The following is a 23,738-nucleotide window of genomic DNA, read 5'->3' on the forward strand; positions in this document are numbered from 1 at the left end:
GCAAACAACTACTTTGAGTGCGTCAGGTTTCTTCATCAATCGGCAGGAGTTACGGGAGACATGGGCATCAAGGACGACGCCGTTGAGGTGCGCGCGCAAGGGTGGCGGACCCTCGCCGCCTTGCACGGAAACATCGAGGCAGCGCTGGAGAAGGCGTTGCAGTCAGCTGCGGATCTGTCCGTGGTCGAGTACACGGTGCTGGATGCCCTGAGCCGCCAGGACGGCTGGCACATGCGGATGCAGCAGCTGGCCAGGGCTACTGCGCTTTCCAGCAGCGCCACCACACGGTTGGTGAACCGGCTCGAGGACCGCGCACTGTTGACCAGGATCCTTTGCGCCGACGATCGCCGCGGAATCTACACGGAACTTACCGAGGCCGGCCAGAAGCTGCTCCTCGCGGCCCGGCCGGTCCACGACGAAACGCTGGCGGAGTCCCTGGCGGCCGCGGAATCGGTGCCGGAGCTTGAGCCGTTGGTCAAGGCCCTGGGGGCGCTCCAGGGTGCCGGAGCTTGAGCCGTTGGTCAAGGCCCTGGGGGCGCTCCAGGGTGCCTGAGGGCTTGCTGCTTGTTCGCGTGTGATGCGCGTGTCGTGCTTGCGGGGCCGCGTGCCTAAACGACGAACCCTGCCATTCCTTAGTGGAACGGCGGGGTTCGTTCGATTCTTTGGCGTTGTCTCGGTGGCGCGTCAGACTTTCTTGACGACGCTTGATTTGAGCTGCATGGGGCCGAAGCCATCCACTTTGCAGTCGATGTCGTGGTCGCCCACGCCGTTCACGAGGCGGATGTTGCGGACCTTCGTGCCGACCTTGATGGCCGTGGCGCTGCCTTTGACCTTGAGGTCCTTGATCACTGTGACCGTATCGCCGTCTGTGAGCACGTTGCCGACGGCGTCCTTGATCTCGGTTGACTGGGCTTCGGCTTCATCTTCGGACGCGGCGGGCGACCATTCATGGGCACACTCGGGGCAGACGAGCAAAGCACCCATCTCGTAGGTGTATTCGCTGGCGCATTCAGGGCAGGGGGAAAGGGTTTCGCTCACCGTCCAATGATAGACGGGGCAGCCCTGCACCTAGACGGAGACGACTGCACACCTAGACGCGCAGCAGGAACCGCTAGATCGCGCGGAATTGCACACCTAGACAGTCAGCGTGGACCACCTATTTCTTGGGTTTGACCACCCAGATGGCGAAAGCCGGCCTTAGATTGCCGATGCCCAAGACATCGAAAGTTGGTGCATGAACCGTGCAGTTGCCTACATGGGGCCTCGTCCTAGGATGGCTGGTCGTCAGCATATATCTTCGCTCGCTCAAACTCTTCGCACTGATGACAGTCTGTGCTCTACCTGGGCTGGCAGCTCGTGCAGCGTCGACGCTATTCGCTGAACCTTTCCATTTGACGGCAAGCCAACAAGACGGGCTGAACGTCTTCTCTTCCATCTGGATCTACCTGACGCTGATCCTATTCGTAGGTATTCGGCGCATGACCGGGCCAAGCTGAGGCTGCCGGCTTTTTGGAACCGACGCTTTCGAAAAGAAGGCGTGCGAGCGCCATCCTGACCTTCTTTGGTTTGGGAAATCGCTTACGACACGGCGAGTCACGTCATTTCAAAGCTCTGGCCCTTCAAACAAGGTCAGGACGGCGAGGTCAGGTCCGGAGAGAATCACGGGGGCGGCGTCGATTCTGCTGGATCACTCTCTTCCCCGACGTTGCCGGACCCGTTATTCCGCGGATCCGGATTCTATCCATTCGAGTGAATGAGCGGAATCCAACCTCCGAGCACTGACGATCCCATCCGAACGGTAGAGTCCAACGCGCGCTCGCTGGCAACACCAACGCTTAAATGCAAAAGCCGTGGGAACCTTAGAGTTCCCACGGCTTTTTGGTCGGGCTGACAGGATTTGAACCTGCGACCCCTTGACCCCCAGTCAAGTGCGCTACCAAGCTGCGCTACAGCCCGTCAGTTCTGCCGTTCTCCGCCTAGATTTTCACCTAAGCAGTCCGGCCGAACCACCTCAAAAAGCTTACACGATGTTCGAGGTTCTCAATGACACCTTGGCTGGCATCGAGTGTGATGCGCGTCTCAATTAGCGCTTCTTGCCGCGCTTTTCRCGGACGCGCATGTTGACCTCGATAGGGGTGCCATCGAAGCCAAAGGTCTCGCGCAGGCGGCGAGTGATGAATCGGCGGTATCCGGGGTCCAGGAAGCCCGTAGTGAACAGCACGAACTTCGGCGGACGGCTGGATGCCTGGGTGCCGAACAGGATGCGGGGCTGCTTGCCGCCGCGGACAGGGTGCGGGTGGGCAGCCACGAGCTCGCCCAGGAACGCGTTGAGGCGTCCCGTTGGGATGCGCTTGTCCCAGCTCTCCAAAGCAAGGTCCAGAGCGGGCACCAAACGGTCCTTGTGCCAACCGGTCTTCGCGGAGATGTTGACGCGCGGCGCCCACTCCACGTGCGCCAAGTCCTGTTCGATTTCACGCTCAAGGTAGCGGCGACGTTCGTCGTCGAGCAGGTCCCACTTGTTGAACGCGAGCACCAGCGCGCGTCCCGACTCAATGGCGAGCTGCAGGATGCGGACGTCCTGCTCACTCAGGACCTCGTCGACGGCCAGGAGCACGACGGCGACCTCCGCCTTTTCGAGCGCGGCCTGCGTACGCAGGGAAGCGTAGAAGTCTGCGCCCTGGGCCATGTGCTGACGGCGGCGGATGCCTGCGGTGTCCACGAAGCGCCACGTACGGTCACCGAGTTCGATGAACTCGTCCACGGGGTCGCGGGTGGTCCCGGCGAGAGTATCCACCACAACCCGCTCAGAGCCCGCCAGCTTGTTCAGCAAGGAGGACTTGCCGACGTTCGGGCGGCCGATGAGGGCGATGCGGCGGGGGCCGCCGGAGCGCTCAACACCTTCTACCGTGGAAAACTCGGGCAGGGTGTCCATGACGTGGTCCAGGAGGTCGGCAACGCCGCGTCCATGCAGGGCGGACACCGGGTACGGTTCGCCGAAGCCAAGGCCCCAGAGCGCGGCCGAGTCGGCTTCCTGCGCAAAGTCATCCACCTTGTTGGCCACCATGATGACCGGCTTCTTGGACCTGCGCAGCATCTTCATGACGCCTTCATCCGTGGCAGTGGCGCCGACGGCGGAGTCCACCACGAAGAGCACGGCGTCAGCGAGTTCCACGGCCATCTCGGCCTGCTCTGCGACACGGGCGTGAATGCCCCTGGCGTCGTGCTCCCAGCCGCCGGTGTCCACCAGCGTGAAGTTGCGGCCGTTCCAGTGTGCAGAGTACATGACACGGTCACGGGTAACGCCCGGGGTGTCCTCGACGACGGCCTCGCGGCGTCCGAGGATTCGGTTCACCAGTGTGGACTTGCCGACGTTGGGTCGACCAATGATGGCCAGCACCGGGTCCAGCTTGAGCGGACCGTCTTCGCCTTCATCGTCGTAGAGCCCGCTCAGCAGGGCGGCGTCGTCCTCGTCGAGATCGTAGTCTTCCAGGCCTGCCCGGAGGGAGGCCGCGCGGAGTTCGGCTTCATCGTCGTCCAGGGCGGCAAGGTTTTCAGCCACCTGGTCCGTGCCGGTGGGCGTGTATTCGTCGTCGCCGGCTCCGATGTTGCCGGATTTTTGAGTCGTATCGCTCATTGCACTTTCCTTAGTGGTGATCTGCCGGCGTCCCGGCTACTTCTTCTTGGCGGTGCTGGATTGGCTGTGGGCCGGTGTATTAGTCCCCCGGAAGGGACTGACCGGTGGTCTTGACGGCATCCTGGACGTGTCCAGCCAGCGCAGCGCGGATCTCCGCAGCCGCCCTGTCCATTGAAACACGCCCCGACTCGCCATTTCTGCGGGTCACATTGAAGGGAGCCCCGAAACTGACGTGCAGACGGCGGCGCAGCCTCGGAATGGAGTCGCGGTGTTCGTCTCCGATCCGGGTTCCCAGGATTGCCACGGGAATGACCGTGGCACCGGACATCAGCGCGAGCCACGCTACTCCGTTACTGATGCTGCCGGCTGTGCCGCTCCCCCGCGTTCCTTCAGGGAGGATCCCGACGCAACGGCCGGCGTCGAGCACTTGCTTTCCGAGCTGGAGCGCCGCGCGGTCGCCGGAACGGTCGACGGAAATCTGCCCCGATGCACGAAGCACCCGCCCCAGGAATCCCTTGAACATCTCCTTCTTGACCAGGATGTGCATGGGCCGCGGAGCAGCGCCGAACATCACCGGCCCGTCCAGGAAGCTGATGTGGTTGCCCGCGAAAATGACCGGACCCGACTTGGGAACGTTGGAGCGCCCGGTCACCGCAGTCCGGTACAGGACGTGGTCCAGCAGCCAGCCAACTGGCCGGCTCCAGATTTTGGTCCACCGTGCCGGGAGTCGGGTTTCAGTCACCGTAGATGACCTTACCCACAATGCTCAGGGCCGTTTCGACCGTTTCCTCGAAGTCAAGGTCCGAGGAATCCAGAGTGACGACGCCGTCGGCCGCTTGAGTGAAGTTCACCACAGTTGAGTCCTTGGCGTCGCGGTGGATCACTTGGGCCGCCAATTGCTCTTTGCTCTGCGTTCCGCCGAGCTGGAGGCCGCGGCGCCGCAGCCGGGCTTCCTCGCTGGCGGTCAGCAGCATGCGGACCTCCGCATTGGGCGCGACGACGGTGGTGATGTCCCGGCCTTCCACCACCATGCGGCGGTGGTGCTGTTCGATCAGCTGGCGCTGGCGACGAATCAGTTCGTTGCGGGCACCCAAGGTGGTGGCCACTGCACTAACGGACGACGAAATCCTGGGCTCGCGGATTTCCTCCGTGATGTCCACGCCGGCCACGCTCACGTATTCGGCGTTGGAACTGGTGCTAAGTTCCAGCGGCAGGTCCTTTGAGGCTTGCTCGACGGCGGCACCGTCCGTGAGGTCGATGCCGGTCTTGAGGCAATACCAGGTCAACGCACGGTACATCGCGCCCGTGTCCAGATAGGCGAGTTTCAAGCGTCGGGCAACTTCCTTGCTGACGCTGGATTTGCCGGAGCCGGACGGCCCGTCGATGGCGACCACGAGTGGCTTGCCCGGGCGTACTACGGTCTCCGGGCCAAAGAGGTCACGTGTCATTACTGGAGTACCCGCCATCCACGGTCGGTCAAGGCTTCAACAAGGAGGTCATGCTTGTTGGGCATAACGGAAAGTTCCACCATGCCAACGTTCTGCCCGGACGAGTGATCCAGGCGGAGGTCTTCGACATTGACACCGATCTCACCGATCTCCGTCAGTAGCCTAGCGATCTGCCCGGGCCTGTCGTCTACCAGAACTGTAAGCCATGAATATGCCTGCGGGGGTCCGCCATGCTTGCCCGGGATCCTGGCCTGCCCGGCGTTGCCCTCGCTGATGAGCTGGGCAAGGTCCAGGCGGGCACCCGGGGCGCTGGGATCTTCCAAGGTACCGATCAAACGGTTGAGGTCCTCTCGGACCCCATGGAGGATGTCCACCATCTTGGGCGCGTTGTTGCCTAGGATCTGCACCCAGAGGGTGGGATCGCTGGCAGCAATCCTGGTGGTGTCCCGCAGCCCGTTGCCGGCCAGGGACAGCGCGTGAAGCGGCGTTCCCTGCAGACGGCTGGCGAGAAGCGACGACATCACCTGCGGCAAATGCGATACCAAAGCAACGGCTTCATCGTGCTCCTCCGCCGTAAATTGGGAGACTATTGCCCCTAGATCACCGGCGAGGGAACGTGCGGTCTGAAGCGCGTCGGCGCTGGTCTCCTCGGACGGACACAGGACCCAGGGCATGGACGTGAAGAGCTCGCCACGGGCCGCAACTGGCCCCGACTTCTCGCGCCCCGCCATCGGGTGTGTCCCGACGTAACGGGACATGTCCACTCCACGACCCCGGAGATCAGCCTGGATCGCCAGCTTGACGCTGGCAATATCCACGACAACGGCCTCTGGGTATTCACCCAGGGCACGCTGAACGACGTCGGCCGTTACGTCCGGCGGCGCGGCAACAACCACCAGCTGGGGAGAGCCCTCGAGCTCGGACAGAGGCCGGCCCGCACCGATATCCACGGCCACGGCCTGGTTGGTCGGCGAGGGGTCTGAAAGGAACACGGAGACACCCCGGCCACGCAGGCCGAGACCGATGCTGGCGCCGAGCAGCCCGGTGCCGAAAACGACCACAGGGCCGTCAAGGTGGCCCCGGCCGTGCGAGTGGAATGCCGACATGCCCTACAGTCCTACGGAGGCCAGGAGGTGTCCGACTTCCTGCTTCCCGAGGTTGCGGATGCTGCCCTGGCGCTGGTCACCCAGGCCGATGGGACCGATCTTGACGCGCACGAGGCGCAGCACGGGGAAACCGACCGCTTCGAACAAGCGGCGGACAATACGGTTCTTGCCGGAGTGCAGCACAACCTCGATCAGCACGTGGCCTGGAGTGGAATCCACGAGCTTGAAGGAGTCGACAGAAGCGATGCCGTCTTCGAGCTCGATGCCGGCCTTCAACTGCGCGCCGACGCCCTGCGGGAACGGACCGCGTACCTGTACCAGGTACGTCTTGGGCACCTCATAGGAAGGATGCGTCAATCGGTTGGCGAGTTCGCCGTCGTTGGTCAGCAGAAGCAGGCCCTCGGTGGCGACGTCAAGACGGCCGACGTGGAAGAGACGCTCGCCCTTGTTCTTGGCGGACTTGAGGAAGTCGCTAATGCAGGGACGGCCCTCGGGATCCTCCATGGTGGATACAACACCCTTGGGCTTGTTGAATACCATGTAGAGCATGGTGTCATCGAGCTGGATGCGGATGCCGTCGACGTGGATCACAGCCGACGTGGGGTCCACGCGCATGCCAAGCTCGGTGGTGAGCTGGCCGTTGACCTCGACGCGGCCTTCCTGGATCATTTCCTCGCACACGCGGCGGGAAGCCACGCCGGCCTGGGCCATGACCTTCTGCAGTCGCACGCCATCGGCATCGTGCTGCTCGGACTGCGCCACTTCTCCGCGGCGTCCTCGGGGCTTGCGGATCGGGCCAAGGTTCTGGCCGAAGCGCTCACTGCCGAAGGCGCGGGAAGCGTACTGTTTCTTGTTGCTGGCCTTGGGCTTCAAAGCGCCGGGCGTGCCCGGGGCCTTACCGAAGCCGGGCTTGTTGGAACCGGGCTTGCGGGGCGCCTTCGCCGGCCTGGGATCTTGGCGGCCAGCGTCTTCACGACGCCCGTAGCCGCCCGCCGTGGTGGGGTTGTCCGGATCAAAGGGGCGCTCTTCACGCGGACGGGTTGGCTTGAAGGGGCGGTCTCCGCCCGGGGAGAAGCTGCGCTTGCTGCCTCCGGAGGCGCCGCCAGCACGGCTTGCGCCTCCGCGGCCGGCGCCAAAGCCGCTGCCTCCTGTGCGGCCAGCGCCGCTACGGCCTGCATTGCTGCGGCCTGAGTCTTGCGACTCGTTGCGTCCGGAACCGTTTCGTCCCGAACTATTACGTGGTGAACCCTGGCGTCCCGCCTGTGTCATGACCCGTCCTTTTGTTATGGTGGCCGGCTTGTTCTTTCTCAACATTAGCCAGCCGGGCAGAGGATATCTGCCCTGTGTGAACTCTGCCCGCTACTAGCCGGGCGTTTGTAGATCCTTGCAATATTGAGTTGTTTCGCCATGCCTGCGGCACTGTCCGTGTCCCGCGATTACATGCGTTCGGCGTCGAAGAACTCCTCGATCCCCTCCAGCCCCGGAAGGTGGGGGGACAATTGAGGCAGTTCCGCCACCGAGCCAATGCCCATGCGCTCCAGGAAGTACGAGGTAGTCCGGTAAAGGACAGCCCCCGATTCAGAATCGGTACCTGAGTCCTCGATCAGACCGCGTTGGACAAGGGTCCGGACGACCGAATCGACATTGACGCCGCGGATAGCCGACACTCTGGCCCTGGAAACCGGCTGCCGGTACGCAATGACCGCCATGGTTTCAAGGGCTGCCTGCGTCAGCCGCGCGGTCTGGCCTTCGAGAACGAACCTGCCCACGACGTCGGCAAATTCCGCCCGTGAATAGATTCGCCACCCTCCGGCAACGTTCCGCAACTCAAAACCCCGGGGTGCAGCGCTGGCGCTTGCATCAGTGTTTAATTCACCATGCGAATCATCAGCGTCCCTGCCCGGGGCTTTAACAGTATAGCCGCTATACTCCTGCCGCAGTCCCGCCAGCAAATCCTCGACGACGGCGACCGTCACGTTGAGCCCGGCAGCGAGCTCTTCCGCGGTGGCCGGTTCGTCGATCACCATGAGGACGGCTTCGAGAGCCGCACGCGCGCCACCGGGTAGGGCCTCGAGCTCGGCGAGGCCGTCCTCACCCGTTTCCTGCTCGCTCACAGCGGCTCCTCTGCTTTGTCGATAGTGTCAGCGTCTGTTTCAGCGGGGACGTTTGGCCCACTACCGGCGGGGCCGGACTCGTACTCGTCTCTCAGGTTGTCGCTGCTCCAGCCCTCGGGTCGCCCTGTCCAGCGGACGGTCAATTCGGCGAGAGGCCCCGGCTGTTCGAAGGCCACCACCCGGTCCCGGAACAGTTCCAGGAGCGCCAGGAAACGGGCCACGACAACCAGCGTGGAATCCGCGTCGGCAATGAGCGCCCGGAAGGACTGCGGCAGGCCGCGTTGCAGGCGGTACCCAATGATCTCGGCTTGCTCCTTGACGCTGACGGGCGTTCCGTGAAGGTGGTCGAGCCCGACTTCCTCTGGAGTCTTGTCCTTCGGCGCCAGGGTCTTGGCCGCCAAGGCCGCGAACCGTTCGGGCGTGTGACGCCAGATCAGTTCGGGCAGCATCGCCGCGAAATGCCCTTCCAGGGCGACTTGCCGCGGGAAGCGTCGGGCTTCGGATTCCAAGGTGCCGGACATAATAGCGGCCACCTGCTTGAAAGCCTTGTACTGCAGGAGTCTGGCGAAGAGGAGATCCCGGGCTTCCAGCAAGGCGATATCCTCAGCGTCCTCGACTTCGCCTGCTGGCAGGAGCCTCGCGGCTTTGAGGTCCAGCAGGGTCGCGGCGATGACCAGAAATTCGCTGGCTTCGTCCAGTGCCCAGTCCTCCCCCAGTTCCTGCAGGCGCCGGATGTACTTGATGAACTCGTCGGTGACGGTAGCGAGCGCAACTTCGGTGATGTCCAGCTTGTGCTTCGAAATCAAGCCGAGCAGGAGATCGAAAGGCCCGGTGAAGTTCGCTAGCCGGACCTCGAAGCCGGGCTTCCGCGCGGAGGGCGAGGCACCGCCGTCGTCCGCGCCGCTTGCAGTAGGGGACGACGACGGGGCGTCACCGGGCGGGTCGAAAGGAGCGATCAGGACGGGCGCGACTAATCCGTCCAAAGGAGCGAGTGGCTCTGCCACGCTGGCTAGGGTGCGCCGCCGCGCGAGATCAGTTCCTTGGCCAAACGACGGTAGGCATCGGCACCGATGTGGTTTCCGGCATAGCTGGTGATGGGTTCAGCGGCAACCGTGGCGTCGGCGAACTTGATGGATCGCTTGATGACGGTTTCGAAGACTTTGTCTCCGAACGCCTCCACGAGCCGCGAGATGACTTCACGGCTGTGCAGGGTGCGGGCGTCGTACATCGTGGCAAGCACGCCGTCCACCTGCAGGCGTGGGTTCAGTCGGTCCTGGACCTTTTCGATCGTTTCGACGAGCAAGGCCACGGCGCGGAGGGCAAAGAATTCGCAGATCAGCGGAATGATGACTCCGTGTGCGGCCGTCAGGGCATTGACCGTCAGGAGGCCCAAGGATGGCTGGCAGTCGATAAGGACAACGTCGTAGTCGTCCTCGACGCTTTTGAGCGCGCGGTCCAGTACTTGCTCGCGGGCCACCTCGTTGACCAATTGGACTTCGGCAGCGGAAAGGTCGATGTTTGCCGGCAGGAGATCGATGCCTTCGACGCCGGTCTGCTGGATGGCGTCGCGGATGTCCACTTTGCGGTCCATCAGGACGTTATAAACGGTGAGGTCAAGCTCGTGGGGGTTCGCGCCGAGGCCCGCGGAAAGAGCTCCCTGCGGATCGAAGTCAACGAGCAGGACGCGCCGGCCGAACTCTGCGAGCGCAGCGGCAAGGTTAATGGTTGACGTGGTCTTGCCCACGCCGCCCTTTTGGTTGACCATGGCGATGACCCGGGCCGGACCGTGGGAGGCCAGTGGCGCGGGCTCGGGGAAGTCGCGGTACGGGCGGCCCGTTGGCCCCATGACAGCGTCTTCCAGATCGAAATCCGTGCCCTCCAGCGTAGTTGCTCCCCGTTCGCTGCTCACGTATTTATCCACTCTCTCCACGACGGTCATTTCCTGCGGCTGTCTCCAGCGAAGCACTGCTCCCCACCTAGGCTACAGCGCCCGACACGGCATTCTTCGGAACTTGACATTGTCCGCAATTTGAGCCTTTACCTTCTAGCTGAGGTATAAGGTTGGCCTCCCGCCCCACTAAAACACAGGCAAGGCAGGTCCCCCTAGAGGGGCCTGCCTTGCCTGAGTTGATGCTTCCAGACTGCGCGTCTCGCTATGCCGCCACGGGCTCCTTCGCCTCGACTTCGCCATGGTTGCTGATCATGGTCAGCTCGTCGAACGGGATCGCGCCGGACAGGACGTTAGTGACCTGGTTGCGGTCGATTTCCTTGACCCAGGTGCCGATCAGCACGGTGGCCACAGCATTACCTGTGAAGTTGGTGAGCGCGCGGGCCTCGGACATAAAGCGGTCGATACCCACGATCATGCCGACACCACCCAGCAGTTCGGGCCGGTGCGCCTGAAGGCCTGCTGCGAGTGTGGCCAAGCCGGCACCGGAAACGCCTGCCGCTCCCTTGGACGCGATGATCATGAAGACCAGCAGCGATACCTGGGCGCCGAGGTCCAGCGGGATTCCCATGGCGTTGGCGACGAACAGCGAGGCCATGGTCAGGTAGATGGCGGTTCCATCCAGATTGAAGGAGTAACCCGTGGGCACCGTGACACCGACAACCGGCTTGGAAACACCCAGGTGTTCCATCTTGGCGATGAGCCTTGGCAGCGCCGCTTCGGAGGAGGACGTGGAGAAGATGAGCAGGTACTCACGGGCGAGGTACTTCATCAACTGGAAAATGCTGACGCCTGCCACAACCCGGAGCAGGGTGCCCAGCACAACGACAATGAACAACGCACACGTGATGTAGAACGCGACCATCAGGGTGACCATGCCGAAGATGGCCTTCACTCCGGTTGCGCCAACCACGGCGGCGATTGCACCGAAGGCGCCGACGGGTGCCAACCACATGATCATGATGAGGATGCGGAAGACGAGGGCTTGTCCATGCTGGATTGCCTTGAGCACCGGCTGGCCCTGCGAGCCCATGCGCTGCAACGCGAAGCCCACCAGGATGGCGGCCAGGAGCGTCGGCAGGACGGGAATGTCTCCGGGGATGATGCCCAGAAGGAAATCAGCGGTGCTGTTCGTGGCGGCCTTCGCATTGGGGTCGTAGGGGATCAACTTCAGGCCCTCGCCCGGATGGATGATATTGCCCACTACCAGTCCGATGGCGAGCGCGAAGGTAGACATGACCAAGAAGTAGATCAAGGCAAGTCCGCCGACCTTGCCAACGGTCGCTGCCTTGGCAATAGATCCGATCCCCAAGACGATGGTGCAGAAGATGACCGGGGCGATCATCATCTTGATGAGCTTGATGAAGCCGTCACCCAGGGGCTTGAGGGACTTACCGACTTCGGGGAAAAGCAGGCCGACGATGGCGCCCAGCACAACTGCGGCAATCACGGCGATGTAGAGGTAGTGCGACTTGTCCAGCCCCTTGCGCCCGGCCTTTGCGGGTGCAATCTCTCCTCTTTGAGAGGTCATGGCTTTGCTCCTTTTAGATACTCTGGAAAGCGCCGTGGTTCCTACAATGTCCCTGCGTCGCTCTGCTGTGATATCCATCATTCGGGGCAAGGTGACATGTATCACTGTTGCGTTCATATTGGTCGCAGAACTGGTCAGAAGGAGAGGCGCGTGATCCGACGCTGGAGCATTGCCAGGAGACTCTTTGTGGCAAATCTGCTGTTCATCCTGGCGCTCACCGCGATCGTAGGAACGGCGGCATTCGTGGACGCCAGGGACCGGGCCTACAACGACGCCGGGCAGCGTATGCAGGCCGTGGCCGCCGCGATTGCAGCCAATCCCCTCGTGCTTCAAGCCGCCGGCACTCCGAACCCGTCCGCTACCCTACAGCCATACGCCTTGGTGGTGATGGCCAATGCCCATGCCGACTTCATCACCATCATGGCGCCGGATCGGACCCGCTGGACCCACGCGAACCCCGACGAAATCGGCAAACCCTACATCGGCACCATTGATCCGGCATTGCATGGCCAAACCTTCACCGAAGTCACCGCGGGCACCCTCGGCCCGTCGGTACGCACCATCGTCCCCGTGCAGGATTCATCCGGAACAGTCCGGGCCCTCGTGGCCGCAGGTGTCACGGTGCGAACGGTGGACATCGCCGTCTCAGCGCGACTCACGGCAATCATCGCCATCTCCCTCGCCATGCTCGGAGGGGGCTCCCTGGCCTCCTGGTTGCTGGGCCGCTACCTGCGTTCGGTCACGCGAGGTTGGGGACCCGAGCAATTGGCACAGCTGTTCGCGTACTACGAGTCCGTTCTGCATTCGGTCCGCGAAGGTGTAGTGCTGATCGACACGGGCGGCAGGGTGGTCATGTACAACGACCAGGCCGCGGAGCTGCTGGGACTGGAACGGTCCGACGTCGATCCCGCCGCGGGGGCCGCCCCTCGGCTTTCCGATCTGCCCCTGGATGCCAGCCTCCACGGTCTCTTCGAATCCGGCCGCACGGCGCACGACGAAATCCACCTCACTGGCTCACGAATCCTGGTGGTCAACCAGGCGCCAGCGGTGGGGCCGCCGAGCATGAGGGGCCGGCAGCGCCCTGCGGTGTTCGGTACCGTAGCCACGCTCCGGGACCGCACGGAAATCGAGTCCTTGGGCAGCGAACTGGAGACCATGAAGACCTTGTCCGACGCTTTGCGGGCCCAGACCCATGAACACGCCAACCGGTTGCACACGATCGTTTCCCTGATGGAGCTCGGGCGCACCACTGACGCCTTGGATTTTGCCACCAAGGATCTCGAGCTAAGCCAACAGTTGACCGACCATCTGGTGGCATCAGTGGACGAACCTGTCCTGAGTGCACTCATCATGGGGAAATCTGCCGAGGCACACGAACGCGGAGCCGAGCTCACGGTCACGGTGTCCGGCGGGGACGGCCTTCAGGGCTTGGCCGTCCAAGACTTGGTGACAATCTTGGGCAACCTGTTGGACAACGCGCTCGATGCCGCGGCCGCTGCTCCCCCGCCGCGGAAAGTGGAACTGGGCATTGAGTCCGGACCTGGAGGAACCACGTTCACGGTTGTCGATTCCGGCCACGGCATCGATCCTGGCATCGTGGACGACGTCTGGCAGTACGGATACAGCACCAAAGCAGCCGGAATTGGACAAAGCGCGGGACCGGGAGCTCCTTCCCGCGGCGTTGGCCTGGCCCTGGTGCGGCAAGCGGTGCAGCGGCTGGGCGGTACGCTGTCCATCAGCGAATCCACCAGCGCATTGGGCGGTGCGTTGTTCCGTGTGGTGCTCCCCGCGCCGGACTCCAGGAAAGAAGCCGAATGACCGATATCCGCGTCCTCGTTGTCGAGGACGAACCCATCGCCGCCGATGCCCATGGCGTCTACGTCGGCCGAATTGACGGCTTCACGGTCGTTGGAACAGCCCTGGACGGGCAATCGGCACTGCGGCTACTCAACGATTTCGCCGCCGCCGGACAGCCGGTGGATCTTGTGCTGCTCGACATGAACCTACCGGACCTCCACGGACTGGATGTTGCGCGCCGGATGCGCGCTTCGGGGCTGCTTGCCGACATCATCGCCATCACCGCCGTCCGGGAAGTGAACATTGTCCGCAGCGCCGTGTCGATCGGCGTGGTGCAATACCTGATCAAGCCGTTCACCTTCGCAACGTTTGCGGACAAGCTCGCCAGCTACCGCACGTTCCGCGAGCAACTTGCGGCACCGGCGTCGGGTGCGCGTGCCAGTGGAGCGTCGCAAAGCGATGTTGACCAGGCGTTCGCGAGCCTCCGCGCACCCACCGAGCTCCCATTGCCCAAAGGTCTTTCCGCCCACAGCCTGGACTCCGTCAAAGACCTTCTGGCGGGCCTCGGCCGCGCTATCTCCGCCAGTGAGGCAACAGAAGCCGTTGGTATGTCCCGGGTCACTGTGCGCCGCTACCTCGAGTACTTGGCCGACGCCGGGTTGGTGACCAGGAATCCGCGCTACGGCACTCCAGGACGACCCGAAAATGAGTACCGCTGGAACCGGAGCTAGCCCCCACCCGCAGGGCGTGCAATTAACGTTATGTATACACAGATCGAACATTTAGCCTAATAATCGAGTAAAGCTAGGCTTGATCGCAGTTTATGTATACACTGAGGACATCCGCCCAGTGAAGGAGGGCCCATGCGTGCCAGCGACAGAGCCTATGCGGCCCTGCGTGAAGACATCATTGAGTGGCGGCTCGCCCCCGGCACCGTCCTCGCTGAAGTGGAACAATCCGAACGCCTGGGCGTGTCCCGCACGCCCGTCCGGGAGGCGCTGAGCCGGCTCAACGCGGAAGGGCTGACGACGGCGGCAGGCGGCCGCGGCGTCGTCGTCACCGACATCTCCCTCGACGACATTGACGAACTGTTCGAGCTGCGCGAAACCCTGGAAGGCAAAGCCGCCGCCCTCGCCGCGGAACGCGGCGAACGCCCGGTGTTCGCCCAACTCCACGCCGAACTCCTCCGGGCTCCGGAGTTGCTCAACGACAGCGATCCCGCCCGGCACGACTACTACGCCTTGGTGGGAAGGCTCGACGAAGCGATCGACGAAGCCATCTCCAATTCCTACCTCGCCCAGGCCATGCGCAGCCTGCGCGTCCACCTGGTGCGGGTCCGCCGCCTCGCTGCCGACGACGCCGAACGCCTCCATGCTGCCGCGGCCGAGCACGCCGCGATCGCCGAAGCCATCGCGGCAGGCAACCCCAGGCTCGCCGAAGCCGCCACCACCCTCCATCTGCACCGCAGTCTTTCCCACGTCAAAGCCACCCACACACCTCACTAAAGGAGCACCATGGTGAAGAACAACCACGTCCGCGTCTACGAGAGCGAAGAGAACCTGCCTCGTGAGCAGCAGTTGGCGCACAAGATCGCCACGGTCGCCGCCGACCCCGTCGAAGTGACTCCCCTGGTTGCGGAAATGATCATCAACCGGATCATCGACAATGCCTCCGTCGCCATTGCCTCCCTTAACCGTGCCCCGATCATCGCTGCACGGGCCCAGGCCCTGACCCACTCACCGACCACCAACGGAAAGGGCTCCTCCGTCTTCGGGATCAGCGACAAGGTCTCCCCCGAGTGGGCCGCCTGGGCCAACGGCGTCGCCGTCCGGGAACTCGACTACCACGACACCTTCTTGGCCGCGGACTACTCCCACCCCGGCGACAACATTCCCCCGATCCTCGCCGTGGCCCAGCACGTCGGCTCCAGCGGCAAGGACCTGATCCGCGGCATCGCCACCGGCTACGAAATCCAGGTGAACCTGGTCAAGGCCATCTGCCTGCACCAGCACAAGATCGACCACGTAGCCCACCTCGGCCCCTCCGCCGCCGCCGGCATCGGCACCCTCCTGGGCCTGGACGTCGAAACGATCTTCCAGTCCGTCGGCCAGGCCCTGCACACCACCACGGCCACTCGCCAGTCCCGCAAGGGCGAAATCTCCACCTGGAAGGCCCATGCCCCCGCGTTCGCCGGCAAAATGGCCGTGGAAGCCGCGGACCGGGCCATGCGCGGCCAGACCTCCCCCGTGCCCATCTACGAAGGCGAAGACGGCGTCATCGCCTGGATGCTGGACGGCCCGGACGCGTCCTACGAGGTCCCGCTGCCCGAGGCCGGGGAGGCAAAGCGGGCCATCCTTGACACCTACACCAAGGAACACTCCGCCGAATACCAGGCCCAGGCCTGGATCGACCTCGCCCGCAAACTCCACAAGGAACACCCCGAGGCTACTGACCCGGCCAACGTGGCCTCCGTCGTCATCAAGACCAGCCACCACACGCACTACGTGATCGGCTCCGGCGCCAACGACCCCCAGAAGTACTCGCCCACCGCCTCCCGGGAAACCCTCGACCACTCGATCCCGTACATCTTCACCGTCGCCCTGCAGGACGGCACCTGGCACCACGTCGACTCCTACGCACCCGAACGCGCCGGCCGCCCGGACACTGTGGAACTCTGGCACAAGGTCACCACCGTGGAAGACCCCGAATGGACCCGCCGCTACCACTCCCTGGACATCGCGGAAAAGGCCTTCGGCGGCACCGTGGTCATCACCCTCAACGACGGCACAGTCATCACCGAATCGATCGCCGTGGCCGACGCCCACCCGCTCGGCGCCCGGCCGTTCGCCCGCCAGCAATACATCGACAAGTTCCGCACCCTTGCTACCGGTTTGGTCGAGGCGTCCGAGATCGAAAGGTTCCTCACCGCCGTCGAGCGCCTCCCGGAACTGGGCCCGGGCGAACTGGACCAACTGAACATCACCGCCGCACCCGGCGTCATCGACCTCGCCGCCGCACCGAAGGGACTGTTCTAGATGCTCTACTCCAAGACCACCCCGGAGCAGAAGCGCCTCGCCCTGCGCAAGATGCTCGCCTCCGGGACCATCGTCCAGTTCCCAGGCGCCTTCAACCCGCTCTCGGCACGACTGATCGAAGAGAAAGGCTTTCCCGGCGTCTACATTTCCGGTGCCGTCCTCGCCAACGACCTCGGCCTGCCCGACATCGGGCTCACGACACTTACGGAGGTCGCCACCCGGGCCGGCCAGATCGCCCGCATGACCGAACTCCCGTGCCTAGTGGACGCGGACACCGGATTCGGCGAGCCGATGAACGTCGCCCGCACCATCCAGGAACTCGAGAACGCCGGACTCGCCGGCTGCCACATCGAGGACCAATTCAACCCGAAACGCTGCGGGCACCTGGACGGCAAGAACGTCGTCGACGTCGACACCGCCGCCAAACGCATCCGCGCCGCGGCCGACGCCCGCCGGGACCCGAACTTCCTCATCATGGCCCGCACCGACATCCGCGCCGTCGACGGCATTGAGGCCGCCCAGGAGCGTGCGCGGGCACTCGTCGACGCCGGCGCTGACGCGATCTTCCCGGAAGCCATGAAGGATCTCAGCGAGTTCCAAGCCATCCGTGATGCAGTGGATGTGCCGATCCTGGCCAACATGACCGAGTTCGGCAAGAGTGATCTATTCACGGTGGAACAGCTCCAGGGCGTCGGCGTGAACATGGTGATCTACCCGGTCACCCTGCTCCGCATTGCCATGGGGGCTGCAGAGCGTACGCTGGAAACGATCAAGGCCACAGGAACGCAGGAGGCGCAGGTGGAGAACATGCTCACCCGTGCGCGGCTCTATGACCTCGTGGACTACGAGGCCTACAACCACTTCGACACGAGCGTTTTCAACTTCCAGGTTCCTGGGCTCAGCCGGTAACTGGATCAACCAAGGGATGCAGGCGCTCCGGTCATCCTGGAGTGCTTGCCGATGAACGAAGGAGTTCAGCATGGCTGCTGAAGAGATCAAGAAGGGCCTGGCCGGCGTCGTGGTTGACTACACCGCGATCTCCAAGGTCAACCCGGACACCAACTCGCTGCTGTACCGCGGATATCCCGTGCAGGAACTCGCCGCCAAGTGCAGCTTCGAGGAAGTTGCCTTCCTGCTGTGGAACGGTGAGTTGCCCGCGCCGGAAGAACTTGCAGAATTCACAGCCCGCGAGCGCGCGGGCCGCGCCCTTGACCCTGTGGTGAAGCAGGTCATCGATACGCTCCCGACGACGGCCCACCCCATGGATGTCTGCCGCACGGCCGCTTCGGTGCTGGGGGCACGGCACCCGCTGGCCGAGGTTTCCACGCCGGAAGCCAACATGACCAAGGCAATTGACCTGTTCGCCGCCATGCCTGCGGTGGTTGCCTACGACCAGCGCCGCCGACGCGCGGACGGACAGCCCATCGAACCCGTCGCGCCGAGGGACGACCTTGGCTACTCCGCGAACTTCCTGTGGATGACCTTCGGCGAGGACCCGGTGGAAGAGGTTGTGAAGGCGTTCAACGTCTCGATGATCCTCTACGCCGAGCACTCCTTCAACGCGTCCACCTTCACGGCCCGTGTTGTCACCTCCACTCTCTCGGATCTGCACTCCGCGGTCACCGCGGCGATCGGTGCCCTCAAGGGACCTTTGCACGGCGGCGCCAACGAGGCCGTCATGCATACCTTCGAAGAAATCGGCATCCGCACCGAGGAATCGCTTGAAGACGCCGCCAGCCGGGCAAAGACCTGGATGGAACACGCCTTGGCGCAGAAGAAGAAGGTCATGGGATTCGGGCACCGCGTCTACAAGCACGGCGACTCCCGCGTGCCCACCATGAAGGCCGCACTGGACAAGATGATCGCCCACTATGGCCGGCCGGAAATCCTAGGCCTGTACAACGGCCTCGAACAGGCCATGGACGAGGCCAAGGCGATCAAGCCAAACCTTGACTACCCCGCCGGGCCTACTTACCACCTCATGGGTTTCGACACCCCGACCTTCACCCCGTTGTTCGTCGCTAGCCGCATCACCGGCTGGACCGCGCATATCATGGAGCAACTCGGATCGAATTCCCTCATCCGCCCGCTCAGCGAATACAACGGCGTGGACGAACGGCACTTGCCGTAATTTCTGAAGGTGCGACGACGGGCCGGCCACCTCCGTGGGGTGCCGGCCCGTCGTCGTTCTTGTATTTATCCGAAGGCTAACGTGCTGCTCCCGAATCCAGCCACTCGGCGGTGTGCACTTCGGCGACGCTTTCGTTGTCATCGGCGAGCACGACCTCCACTGCGATGCGCTGGCCGGAAATCATGGCAGGCAACCAGTGTTCGGCGTCGGCCCACATCTGTTCGACGGGTAGTCCCGACACCCGGTACCACTGTGGGGCGATTTCATCGCTTTCGGCCGGTTCACCGGTCCATTGCTCTGTCAGGTACACCGTGGTGAACATGTTCCACTCGGCCTTGGCGGGGAACACGAAGTCCACTGTCCCGGCAGGAATGAGATGTTCTTCTTCCACATGGACGAATATCTCTTCGTCGACCTCCCGGCATACAGCCTCGGCGGCTGTCTCTCCGGATTCTACGTGCCCGCCGACGCCCACAATCTTCCCGGTGCCGAAGCCGGTCTTCTTCCGGCCAAGGAGCACTTCCTTGCCGGCGTCGCCGTCGCGGAGCAGGAAGCAAAGGGTGACGTGGGCTGCAGTCATTGACCAAGCCTAACTCCGCGGGTCAGCGCACGTGTCCTTGCTACAGTTGGCCCATGAGCGTGGACGGGGGTGAAGGGCCGACGACGACGGCGGGTTCCCCGCCAGGAGAGAACGTCACCCCGACAAGGCCGGCAGCCGATGCCTGGCTGCCTGACTGGGTGGTCCGGCATCCGCTCTACGCCGGGTGGGCATGGACCGGATTCTGGGCATTGTTGATCGTCCTCGATGAGTTCCTCGACATAGCCGGTTGGAGCTGGTACCTGTTGGTCGGCATGGCGGCACTACCGACCCTGCTGTCCACCCTTGCAGTGTTGAACGCGACTCCCCGCAGGCATTTGAAACCCCAGAGCGAATCAGTGCTGGGCCATTTCTTCGTGCGGTTCCTTGCCTTGGTGACGGCTTTCCTGGTGTGGGGCATTTCGGTGATCATGAGCGCCTCCATCTCCACCACCGTGCAGGCCGCAGCCGGAAATTCCGAGCGCGAAGTCACGTCCTTAGGCTTCAACTTGCTCGTGGCAGCAGTCCCTCTTGTCATTTCCGTGCTGTGGATGGCATTTATCGTCCGCTGCGCCTGGTTTCTGCGTCGTCTGCGTGGCTGGAGCCAAAGTCCCGCCAGCTCACGGGTGCCAAAGAAATTCCTGCGCTCCCGGCCGAGGCTACGGCGAGTCGTAGTGGGTCTGGCCCACCCGGGGCTTCTTCTCGTGGCCGGACTGGGCATGTCTGTCCTGGCTCTGTTCTTGAGTGCGGTGGAGCTGACATTCAAGGTCTTGGCGTAACCGCTACCAGCCCGCGATAAGTGGCCTGGGTCAGCCGAGCGCCCGCGGATGCGCGGCTGCGTACACCTCGCGCAAGGTGTCGGCGGTAACCAAGGTGTACACCTGCGTGGTGGTCACCGAGGCGTGGCCCAGGAGTTCCTGCACCACACGGACGTCCGCGCCGCCTTCAAGCAGGTGCGTGGCGAAGGAATGCCGGAGGGTGTGAGGGGAGACGTCCTTGGTGATGTTGGCCTTCTCCGCCGCGGTCTTAAGAATGGTCCAGGCGCTCTGTCGGCTGATCCGGCCTCCGCGGGCATTCAGGAACAGTGCAGGGGTGCCCTTTCCTTTGGCGGCCAACGCGGGCCGTCCGCGAACCACATAGGACCCGACTGCTCGAGCGCCGTAGGACCCCAACGGCACCAGCCGCTCCTTGGAGCCTTTTCCGAAGAGCCGCACGATCGCCGGCCCATCGGCTTCCGCTTCGAGGGAGACATCGTCGACGTCGAGCCCCACAGCTTCGCTGATCCGGGCGCCCGTGGAGTAGAGGAACTCCAAAAGGGCCCGGTCCCTCAACCCGGTGGCGGTATCGGCACCGGCCGCTTCGAGGATCCGGGTCACTTCGCCGACACTAATGGCCTTCGGCAGGCGTTTGCCTGGCATTGGCGGGTGGACGTCGCTGGCGGGGTCCGCCGTCGTCGTCCCTTCCAAGGCCCAAAACTTATGGAGCCCACGGACGGCAACTACCGTGCGGGCAGCTGAGCGGACGCCGAGAGCGGCACCACCATCCGAGCCGTCGGCGAGTGCCTGGACGAAGGCGGTGACGTCGTGGCGGGAGATACTGCCCGGTTTGTCGACGCCGGATGCTGCCAGGAAGTTCGAATAGCGGGACAGATCCCGACGGTAGGCGGACAACGTGTTGCTTGCGAGTCCGCGTTCCACGCCAAGGTGCTGCAGGTACCCCGTGACGGCCCGGTCAATGGCAGTTTGAATCCGGGTCTCCGCAAGCTGAGGCATGGTCAGCGCTGGCTCGGGTGGGCTGGCCACGGGGCATTGGCCGGACGCAGGCTCCTGAAACCATCGGCGCGGGCGGCCGCGGCGGCAAGGATCCCGACGACGGCGGACGGGTTGTGCAAGCGGCCCTCCAGCACTGCCAAAACAGCTTCGTCGAGCGGCACCCACACCAGCTCGATTTCCGATTCCTCTTCCGTGCGGACGTGCCGTTCGGTCTCGGGGACATCACCCAGTCCCCGCGCCAGATAGATACGGATCGCCTCGCTCGAAGATCCAGGCGAATTGAAGAAGTCCACCAGGACATTCCACGTAGCAGCCGTAAGATCGGCCTCCTCCGCCAGCTCCCGGGCGGCACCCACCACAAATTCTTCGCCTGCCACGTCAAGAAGCCCGGCCGGAATCTCCCACAGATCCATGCCGACCGGGTGGCGATATTGCTTGATCAACAGGATTTCGCCGTCGACATTCATCGGCAACACTGCGACGGCGCCAGGATGGTCGATGTAGTCGCGGACCAAAGTCCCGGTGTCTTCGCCCAGCTCGAAGGCATCGCTGACGACGTCCCAAACTCGGCCCTCGTAGACCTTGTTGGACGACAAAAGACGGCGCGGGCTCGGCATGTCCGAAACCTTCCGAAAAGAACTGGGGGTTTCAGAAATACCGGGCATCGCGCCGTCCTTCGTTTGAGTGAGCGATTACTTCGCAGCTACCTTGCGAGCCGACTTCGCAGCCGAATCAACGCCTGCTTGGCGCTCCAGCGCAGCCTTTACGAGGCCCGCAAACAGCGGGTGCGGGCGCGTGGGGCGGGAGCTGAGCTCCGGGTGGGCCTGCGTTGCCACGTAGTACGGGTGTACCTCGCGCGGCAGTTCCACGTACTCAACCAGCTTGCCATCGGGAGACGTTCCGGAGAACACCAAACCCTCGGCCGCGATCTGCTCGCGGTACTTGTTGTTCACTTCGTAGCGGTGGCGGTGACGCTCGCTGACCGTCGTTGCCCCATAGGTCTCGGCAACCACGGAGCCTTCGTCCAGCTTGGCTTCATAGAGGCCCAAGCGCATGGTGCCGCCCAGGTCGCCCTTGCCGTCCACGATGTCAAGCTGTTCTTCCATGGTGGCGATGACAGGGTACTTGGAGTCAGGCTCGAATTCGCTGGAAGACGCACCCTCGAGGCCGACCACATTGCGGGCGTACTCGATGACCATGCACTGAAGACCGAGGCAAAGGCCCAGCACCGGAAGCCTCGTCTCGCGGGCGAACTTGAGCGCGCCGAGCTTGCCCTCCAGGCCCCGGATACCGAAGCCGCCGGGAACACAAATCGCATCGACGCCGGCCAAGGACTTGGTGGCGCCTTCGAGGGTTTCACACTCGTCGGACGGGACCCAACGGATCTTGACCTTGGTTTCGTTCGCGAAACCGCCGGCACGCAAGGCCTCGGTCACGGACAGGTAAGCGTCCGGGAGGTCGATGTACTTGCCCACGAGGGCAACTTCAACGTGGTGCTTGGGGTTGTGGACAGCTTCGAGGAGCTTGTCCCAGCTGGTCCAGTCGACGTCCTTGAACGGGAGGTCCAGGGCTCGGACGACGTAGGAGTCAAGGCCCTGGGAGTGCAGCGTCTTGGGAATGTCGTAGATGCTGGGAGCGTCGGCGGCGTTGACCACGGCGTCAATGTCGACGTCGCACATGCGGCCGATCTTTTCCCGCATAGCGTCGGGCACTTCGCGGTCCGAACGGATCACGATCGCTTCCGGCTGGATGCCTAGGGAGCGCAAGGCGGCAACCGAGTGCTGCGTTGGCTTGGTCTTCAGTTCCTGCGAGGGGCCGATGTACGGCACCAAGGAGACGTGCAGGAAAAAGACGTTGTTGCGGCCGATGTCCTGGCGGACCTGGCGTGCGGACTCGAGGAAAGGCTGCGACTCGATGTCGCCAACCGTTCCGCCGATTTCAGTGATGATGACATCAGGAGCGTTCTTGCCCTCAGCGGGGAGGCGCATGCGGCGCTTGATCTCATCCGTGATGTGCGGGATGACCTGGACGGTGTCGCCGAGGTACTCACCACGCCGTTCCTTGGCGATGACTGTCGAGTAGATCTGGCCGGTCGTGACGTTGGCCGAACCCTCAAGGTTTTCATCGAGGAAGCGCTCGTAGTGTCCGATGTCGAGGTCGGTTTCGGCGCCGTCGTCAGTGACGAAGACTTCGCCGTGTTGGAAGGGGTTCATCGTGCCCGGATCCACGTTCAAATAGGGATCCAGCTTCTGCATAGTTACAGACAAACCGCGTGCCCGCAGCAGATGGCCGAGGCTCGAAGCCGTCAGCCCCTTACCGAGCGAGGACGCCACACCGCCAGTGACAAAGATGTGTTTGGTCGTCTTGGACGAGCCCGGGAACCGGGAATTTACACGGGAATTTGATCGCTGCACCACGGAATTCGAGCCTATCATCAATTGCGCCTCCAAAGGATCCGCTAGCCGTTTTCCCAAATGCTCAATAGTCCCCTGCCATCGGGCCAGGATCAAGAGCAAAGTCCGCCCGAACCGGTAAAAACGGGTCAGGCGCTCGGATCCCCGGCTCGGCAGTACCCTTCGCGTGAGCCGGTCCGGGCACGGCAAGCCCGGGATGTGACTGATGTCCTACGGCAGTCCTGCGTCAGA

General features: G+C 63.5%; 20 protein-coding genes, 1 tRNA gene and 2 pseudogenes. 8 read left to right on the top strand and 15 right to left on the bottom strand.

Annotated elements, in window-relative coordinates; translation table 11 throughout:
* The first annotated feature begins 60 nt into the window (after positions 1 to 60).
* The gene (locus AC1DLO_RS21290) at positions 61 to 513 is read left to right on the top strand and encodes a MarR family winged helix-turn-helix transcriptional regulator (protein WP_476891080.1); all 453 of its coding nucleotides are present in this window, start codon (positions 61 to 63) and stop codon (positions 511 to 513) included.
* Positions 514 to 684: 171 nt separating this feature from the next.
* Here the strand turns inward: AC1DLO_RS21290 and AC1DLO_RS21295 are convergent, their stop codons facing one another.
* From AC1DLO_RS21295 to AC1DLO_RS21345, 11 genes and pseudogenes are all read right to left on the bottom strand, one after another.
* The gene (locus tag AC1DLO_RS21295; RefSeq protein WP_476891081.1) at positions 685 to 1,038 is read right to left on the bottom strand and encodes a zinc ribbon domain-containing protein YjdM; all 354 of its coding nucleotides are present in this window, start codon (positions 1,036 to 1,038) and stop codon (positions 685 to 687) included.
* An 841-nt stretch (positions 1,039 to 1,879) separates the two neighbouring features.
* Positions 1,880 to 1,956: transfer RNA gene (locus AC1DLO_RS21300), tRNA-Pro, on the bottom strand.
* Between the two features lie 127 nt (positions 1,957 to 2,083).
* Positions 2,084 to 3,634: a ribosome biogenesis GTPase Der gene (gene der, locus AC1DLO_RS21305; RefSeq protein ID WP_476891082.1), complete on the bottom strand. Its 1,551-nt coding sequence runs from the start codon at positions 3,632 to 3,634 to the stop codon at positions 2,084 to 2,086.
* A 10-nt stretch (positions 3,635 to 3,644) separates the two neighbouring features.
* Positions 3,645 to 4,340, bottom strand: a pseudogene (locus AC1DLO_RS21310) (lysophospholipid acyltransferase family protein).
* Between the two features lie 28 nt (positions 4,341 to 4,368).
* On the bottom strand, positions 4,369 to 5,082 hold the full coding sequence (cmk, locus tag AC1DLO_RS21315) for a (d)CMP kinase (RefSeq protein ID WP_476891083.1): 714 nt from the start codon (positions 5,080 to 5,082) through the stop codon (positions 4,369 to 4,371).
* Positions 5,082 to 6,188, bottom strand: a complete 1,107-nt coding sequence (locus AC1DLO_RS21320) for a prephenate dehydrogenase (RefSeq protein WP_476891084.1) — start codon at positions 6,186 to 6,188, stop codon at positions 5,082 to 5,084. The genes cmk and AC1DLO_RS21320 overlap by 1 nt, the downstream gene beginning before the upstream one ends.
* A gap of 3 nt (positions 6,189 to 6,191) precedes the next feature.
* The gene (locus AC1DLO_RS21325) at positions 6,192 to 7,457 is read right to left on the bottom strand and encodes a pseudouridine synthase (protein ID WP_476914602.1); all 1,266 of its coding nucleotides are present in this window, start codon (positions 7,455 to 7,457) and stop codon (positions 6,192 to 6,194) included.
* Between the two features lie 167 nt (positions 7,458 to 7,624).
* Entirely contained in the window at positions 7,625 to 8,302 is a 678-nt protein-coding gene (gene scpB / locus AC1DLO_RS21330; RefSeq protein ID WP_476891086.1) for an SMC-Scp complex subunit ScpB, read from the bottom strand.
* On the bottom strand, positions 8,299 to 9,261 hold the full coding sequence (locus AC1DLO_RS21335) for a segregation and condensation protein A (protein WP_476891106.1): 963 nt from the start codon (positions 9,259 to 9,261) through the stop codon (positions 8,299 to 8,301). The genes scpB and AC1DLO_RS21335 overlap by 4 nt, the downstream gene beginning before the upstream one ends.
* Positions 9,262 to 9,311: 50 nt before the next feature.
* Positions 9,312 to 10,211, bottom strand: coding sequence for a ParA family protein (locus AC1DLO_RS21340; RefSeq protein WP_184738910.1), 900 nt, complete (start codon positions 10,209 to 10,211; stop codon positions 9,312 to 9,314).
* Between the two features lie 244 nt (positions 10,212 to 10,455).
* Positions 10,456 to 11,781 carry a cation:dicarboxylate symporter family transporter gene (locus tag AC1DLO_RS21345; protein WP_476891087.1) on the bottom strand — a complete coding sequence of 442 codons (1,326 nt, stop codon included), beginning with the start codon at positions 11,779 to 11,781 and terminating at the stop codon, positions 10,456 to 10,458.
* A 150-nt stretch (positions 11,782 to 11,931) separates the two neighbouring features.
* Here AC1DLO_RS21345 and AC1DLO_RS21350 point away from each other — a divergent pair, with 150 nt between their 5' ends.
* From AC1DLO_RS21350 to AC1DLO_RS21375, 6 genes and pseudogenes are all read left to right on the top strand, one after another.
* A complete protein-coding gene (locus tag AC1DLO_RS21350) occupies positions 11,932 to 13,599 on the top strand; it encodes a sensor histidine kinase (RefSeq protein ID WP_476891088.1) in 1,668 nt (555 codons plus the stop codon).
* Entirely contained in the window at positions 13,596 to 14,309 is a 714-nt protein-coding gene (locus tag AC1DLO_RS21355; protein ID WP_476891089.1) for a response regulator, read from the top strand. Before AC1DLO_RS21350 ends, AC1DLO_RS21355 begins: the two co-directional genes overlap by 4 nt.
* Before the next feature lie 132 nt (positions 14,310 to 14,441).
* Positions 14,442 to 15,148: pseudogene (locus tag AC1DLO_RS21360) on the top strand (GntR family transcriptional regulator).
* Positions 15,093 to 16,613: an MmgE/PrpD family protein gene (locus AC1DLO_RS21365; protein ID WP_476891090.1), complete on the top strand. Its 1,521-nt coding sequence runs from the start codon at positions 15,093 to 15,095 to the stop codon at positions 16,611 to 16,613. The pseudogene AC1DLO_RS21360 and the gene AC1DLO_RS21365 overlap by 56 nt, the downstream one beginning before the upstream one ends.
* A complete protein-coding gene (gene prpB, locus AC1DLO_RS21370) occupies positions 16,614 to 17,522 on the top strand; it encodes a methylisocitrate lyase (protein ID WP_476891091.1) in 909 nt (302 codons plus the stop codon).
* 70 nt (positions 17,523 to 17,592) lie between these two features.
* Positions 17,593 to 18,744 (top strand): bifunctional 2-methylcitrate synthase/citrate synthase, encoded by a 1,152-nt coding sequence (locus AC1DLO_RS21375; protein WP_476891092.1) that lies wholly within the window; start codon positions 17,593 to 17,595, stop codon positions 18,742 to 18,744.
* A 76-nt stretch (positions 18,745 to 18,820) separates the two neighbouring features.
* On the opposite strand, the gene AC1DLO_RS21380 is transcribed toward AC1DLO_RS21375, so the two are convergent.
* Positions 18,821 to 19,324, bottom strand: a complete 504-nt coding sequence (locus AC1DLO_RS21380) for an 8-oxo-dGTP diphosphatase (RefSeq protein ID WP_476891093.1) — start codon at positions 19,322 to 19,324, stop codon at positions 18,821 to 18,823.
* Positions 19,325 to 19,377: 53 nt separating this feature from the next.
* On the opposite strand from AC1DLO_RS21380, the gene AC1DLO_RS21385 reads away from it, so the two are divergent.
* Positions 19,378 to 20,100 carry a hypothetical protein gene (locus AC1DLO_RS21385; protein ID WP_476891094.1) on the top strand — a complete coding sequence of 241 codons (723 nt, stop codon included), beginning with the start codon at positions 19,378 to 19,380 and terminating at the stop codon, positions 20,098 to 20,100.
* Positions 20,101 to 20,130: 30 nt separating this feature from the next.
* On the opposite strand, the gene xerD is transcribed toward AC1DLO_RS21385, so the two are convergent.
* From xerD to AC1DLO_RS21400, 3 genes are read right to left on the bottom strand one after another with little or no spacing between them, the layout of a single operon-like run.
* Positions 20,131 to 21,093, bottom strand: a complete 963-nt coding sequence (gene xerD, locus AC1DLO_RS21390; protein WP_476891107.1) for a site-specific tyrosine recombinase XerD — start codon at positions 21,091 to 21,093, stop codon at positions 20,131 to 20,133.
* A 2-nt stretch (positions 21,094 to 21,095) separates the two neighbouring features.
* The gene (locus AC1DLO_RS21395) at positions 21,096 to 21,758 is read right to left on the bottom strand and encodes an NUDIX domain-containing protein (RefSeq protein WP_476891095.1); all 663 of its coding nucleotides are present in this window, start codon (positions 21,756 to 21,758) and stop codon (positions 21,096 to 21,098) included.
* A gap of 27 nt (positions 21,759 to 21,785) precedes the next feature.
* Positions 21,786 to 23,528 carry a CTP synthase gene (locus tag AC1DLO_RS21400; protein WP_476891096.1) on the bottom strand — a complete coding sequence of 581 codons (1,743 nt, stop codon included), beginning with the start codon at positions 23,526 to 23,528 and terminating at the stop codon, positions 21,786 to 21,788.
* Positions 23,529 to 23,738: the final 210 nt, after the last annotated feature.

The organism is Arthrobacter sp. 01T419, assembly GCF_056398865.1.

Coding starts and splice junctions, on each gene's coding strand:
- AC1DLO_RS21375 (WP_476891092.1), top strand. CDS start 17,593: ATGGCTGCTGAAGAGATCAAGAAGGGCCTGGCCGGCGTCGTGGTTGAC.
- AC1DLO_RS21290 (WP_476891080.1), top strand. CDS start 61: ATGGGCATCAAGGACGACGCCGTTGAGGTGCGCGCGCAAGGGTGGCGG.
- AC1DLO_RS21320 (WP_476891084.1), bottom strand. CDS start 6,188: ATGTCGGCATTCCACTCGCACGGCCGGGGCCACCTTGACGGCCCTGTG.
- AC1DLO_RS21400 (WP_476891096.1), bottom strand. CDS start 23,528: ATGATAGGCTCGAATTCCGTGGTGCAGCGATCAAATTCCCGTGTAAAT.
- xerD (WP_476891107.1), bottom strand. CDS start 21,093: ATGCCTCAGCTTGCGGAGACCCGGATTCAAACTGCCATTGACCGGGCC.
- AC1DLO_RS21325 (WP_476914602.1), bottom strand. CDS start 7,457: ATGACACAGGCGGGACGCCAGGGTTCACCACGTAATAGTTCGGGACGA.
- prpB (WP_476891091.1), top strand. CDS start 16,614: ATGCTCTACTCCAAGACCACCCCGGAGCAGAAGCGCCTCGCCCTGCGC.
- cmk (WP_476891083.1), bottom strand. CDS start 5,082: ATGACACGTGACCTCTTTGGCCCGGAGACCGTAGTACGCCCGGGCAAG.
- AC1DLO_RS21385 (WP_476891094.1), top strand. CDS start 19,378: ATGAGCGTGGACGGGGGTGAAGGGCCGACGACGACGGCGGGTTCCCCG.
- AC1DLO_RS21345 (WP_476891087.1), bottom strand. CDS start 11,781: ATGACCTCTCAAAGAGGAGAGATTGCACCCGCAAAGGCCGGGCGCAAG.
- AC1DLO_RS21395 (WP_476891095.1), bottom strand. CDS start 21,758: ATGCCCGGTATTTCTGAAACCCCCAGTTCTTTTCGGAAGGTTTCGGAC.
- AC1DLO_RS21365 (WP_476891090.1), top strand. CDS start 15,093: ATGGTGAAGAACAACCACGTCCGCGTCTACGAGAGCGAAGAGAACCTG.
- AC1DLO_RS21380 (WP_476891093.1), bottom strand. CDS start 19,324: ATGACTGCAGCCCACGTCACCCTTTGCTTCCTGCTCCGCGACGGCGAC.
- AC1DLO_RS21355 (WP_476891089.1), top strand. CDS start 13,596: ATGACCGATATCCGCGTCCTCGTTGTCGAGGACGAACCCATCGCCGCC.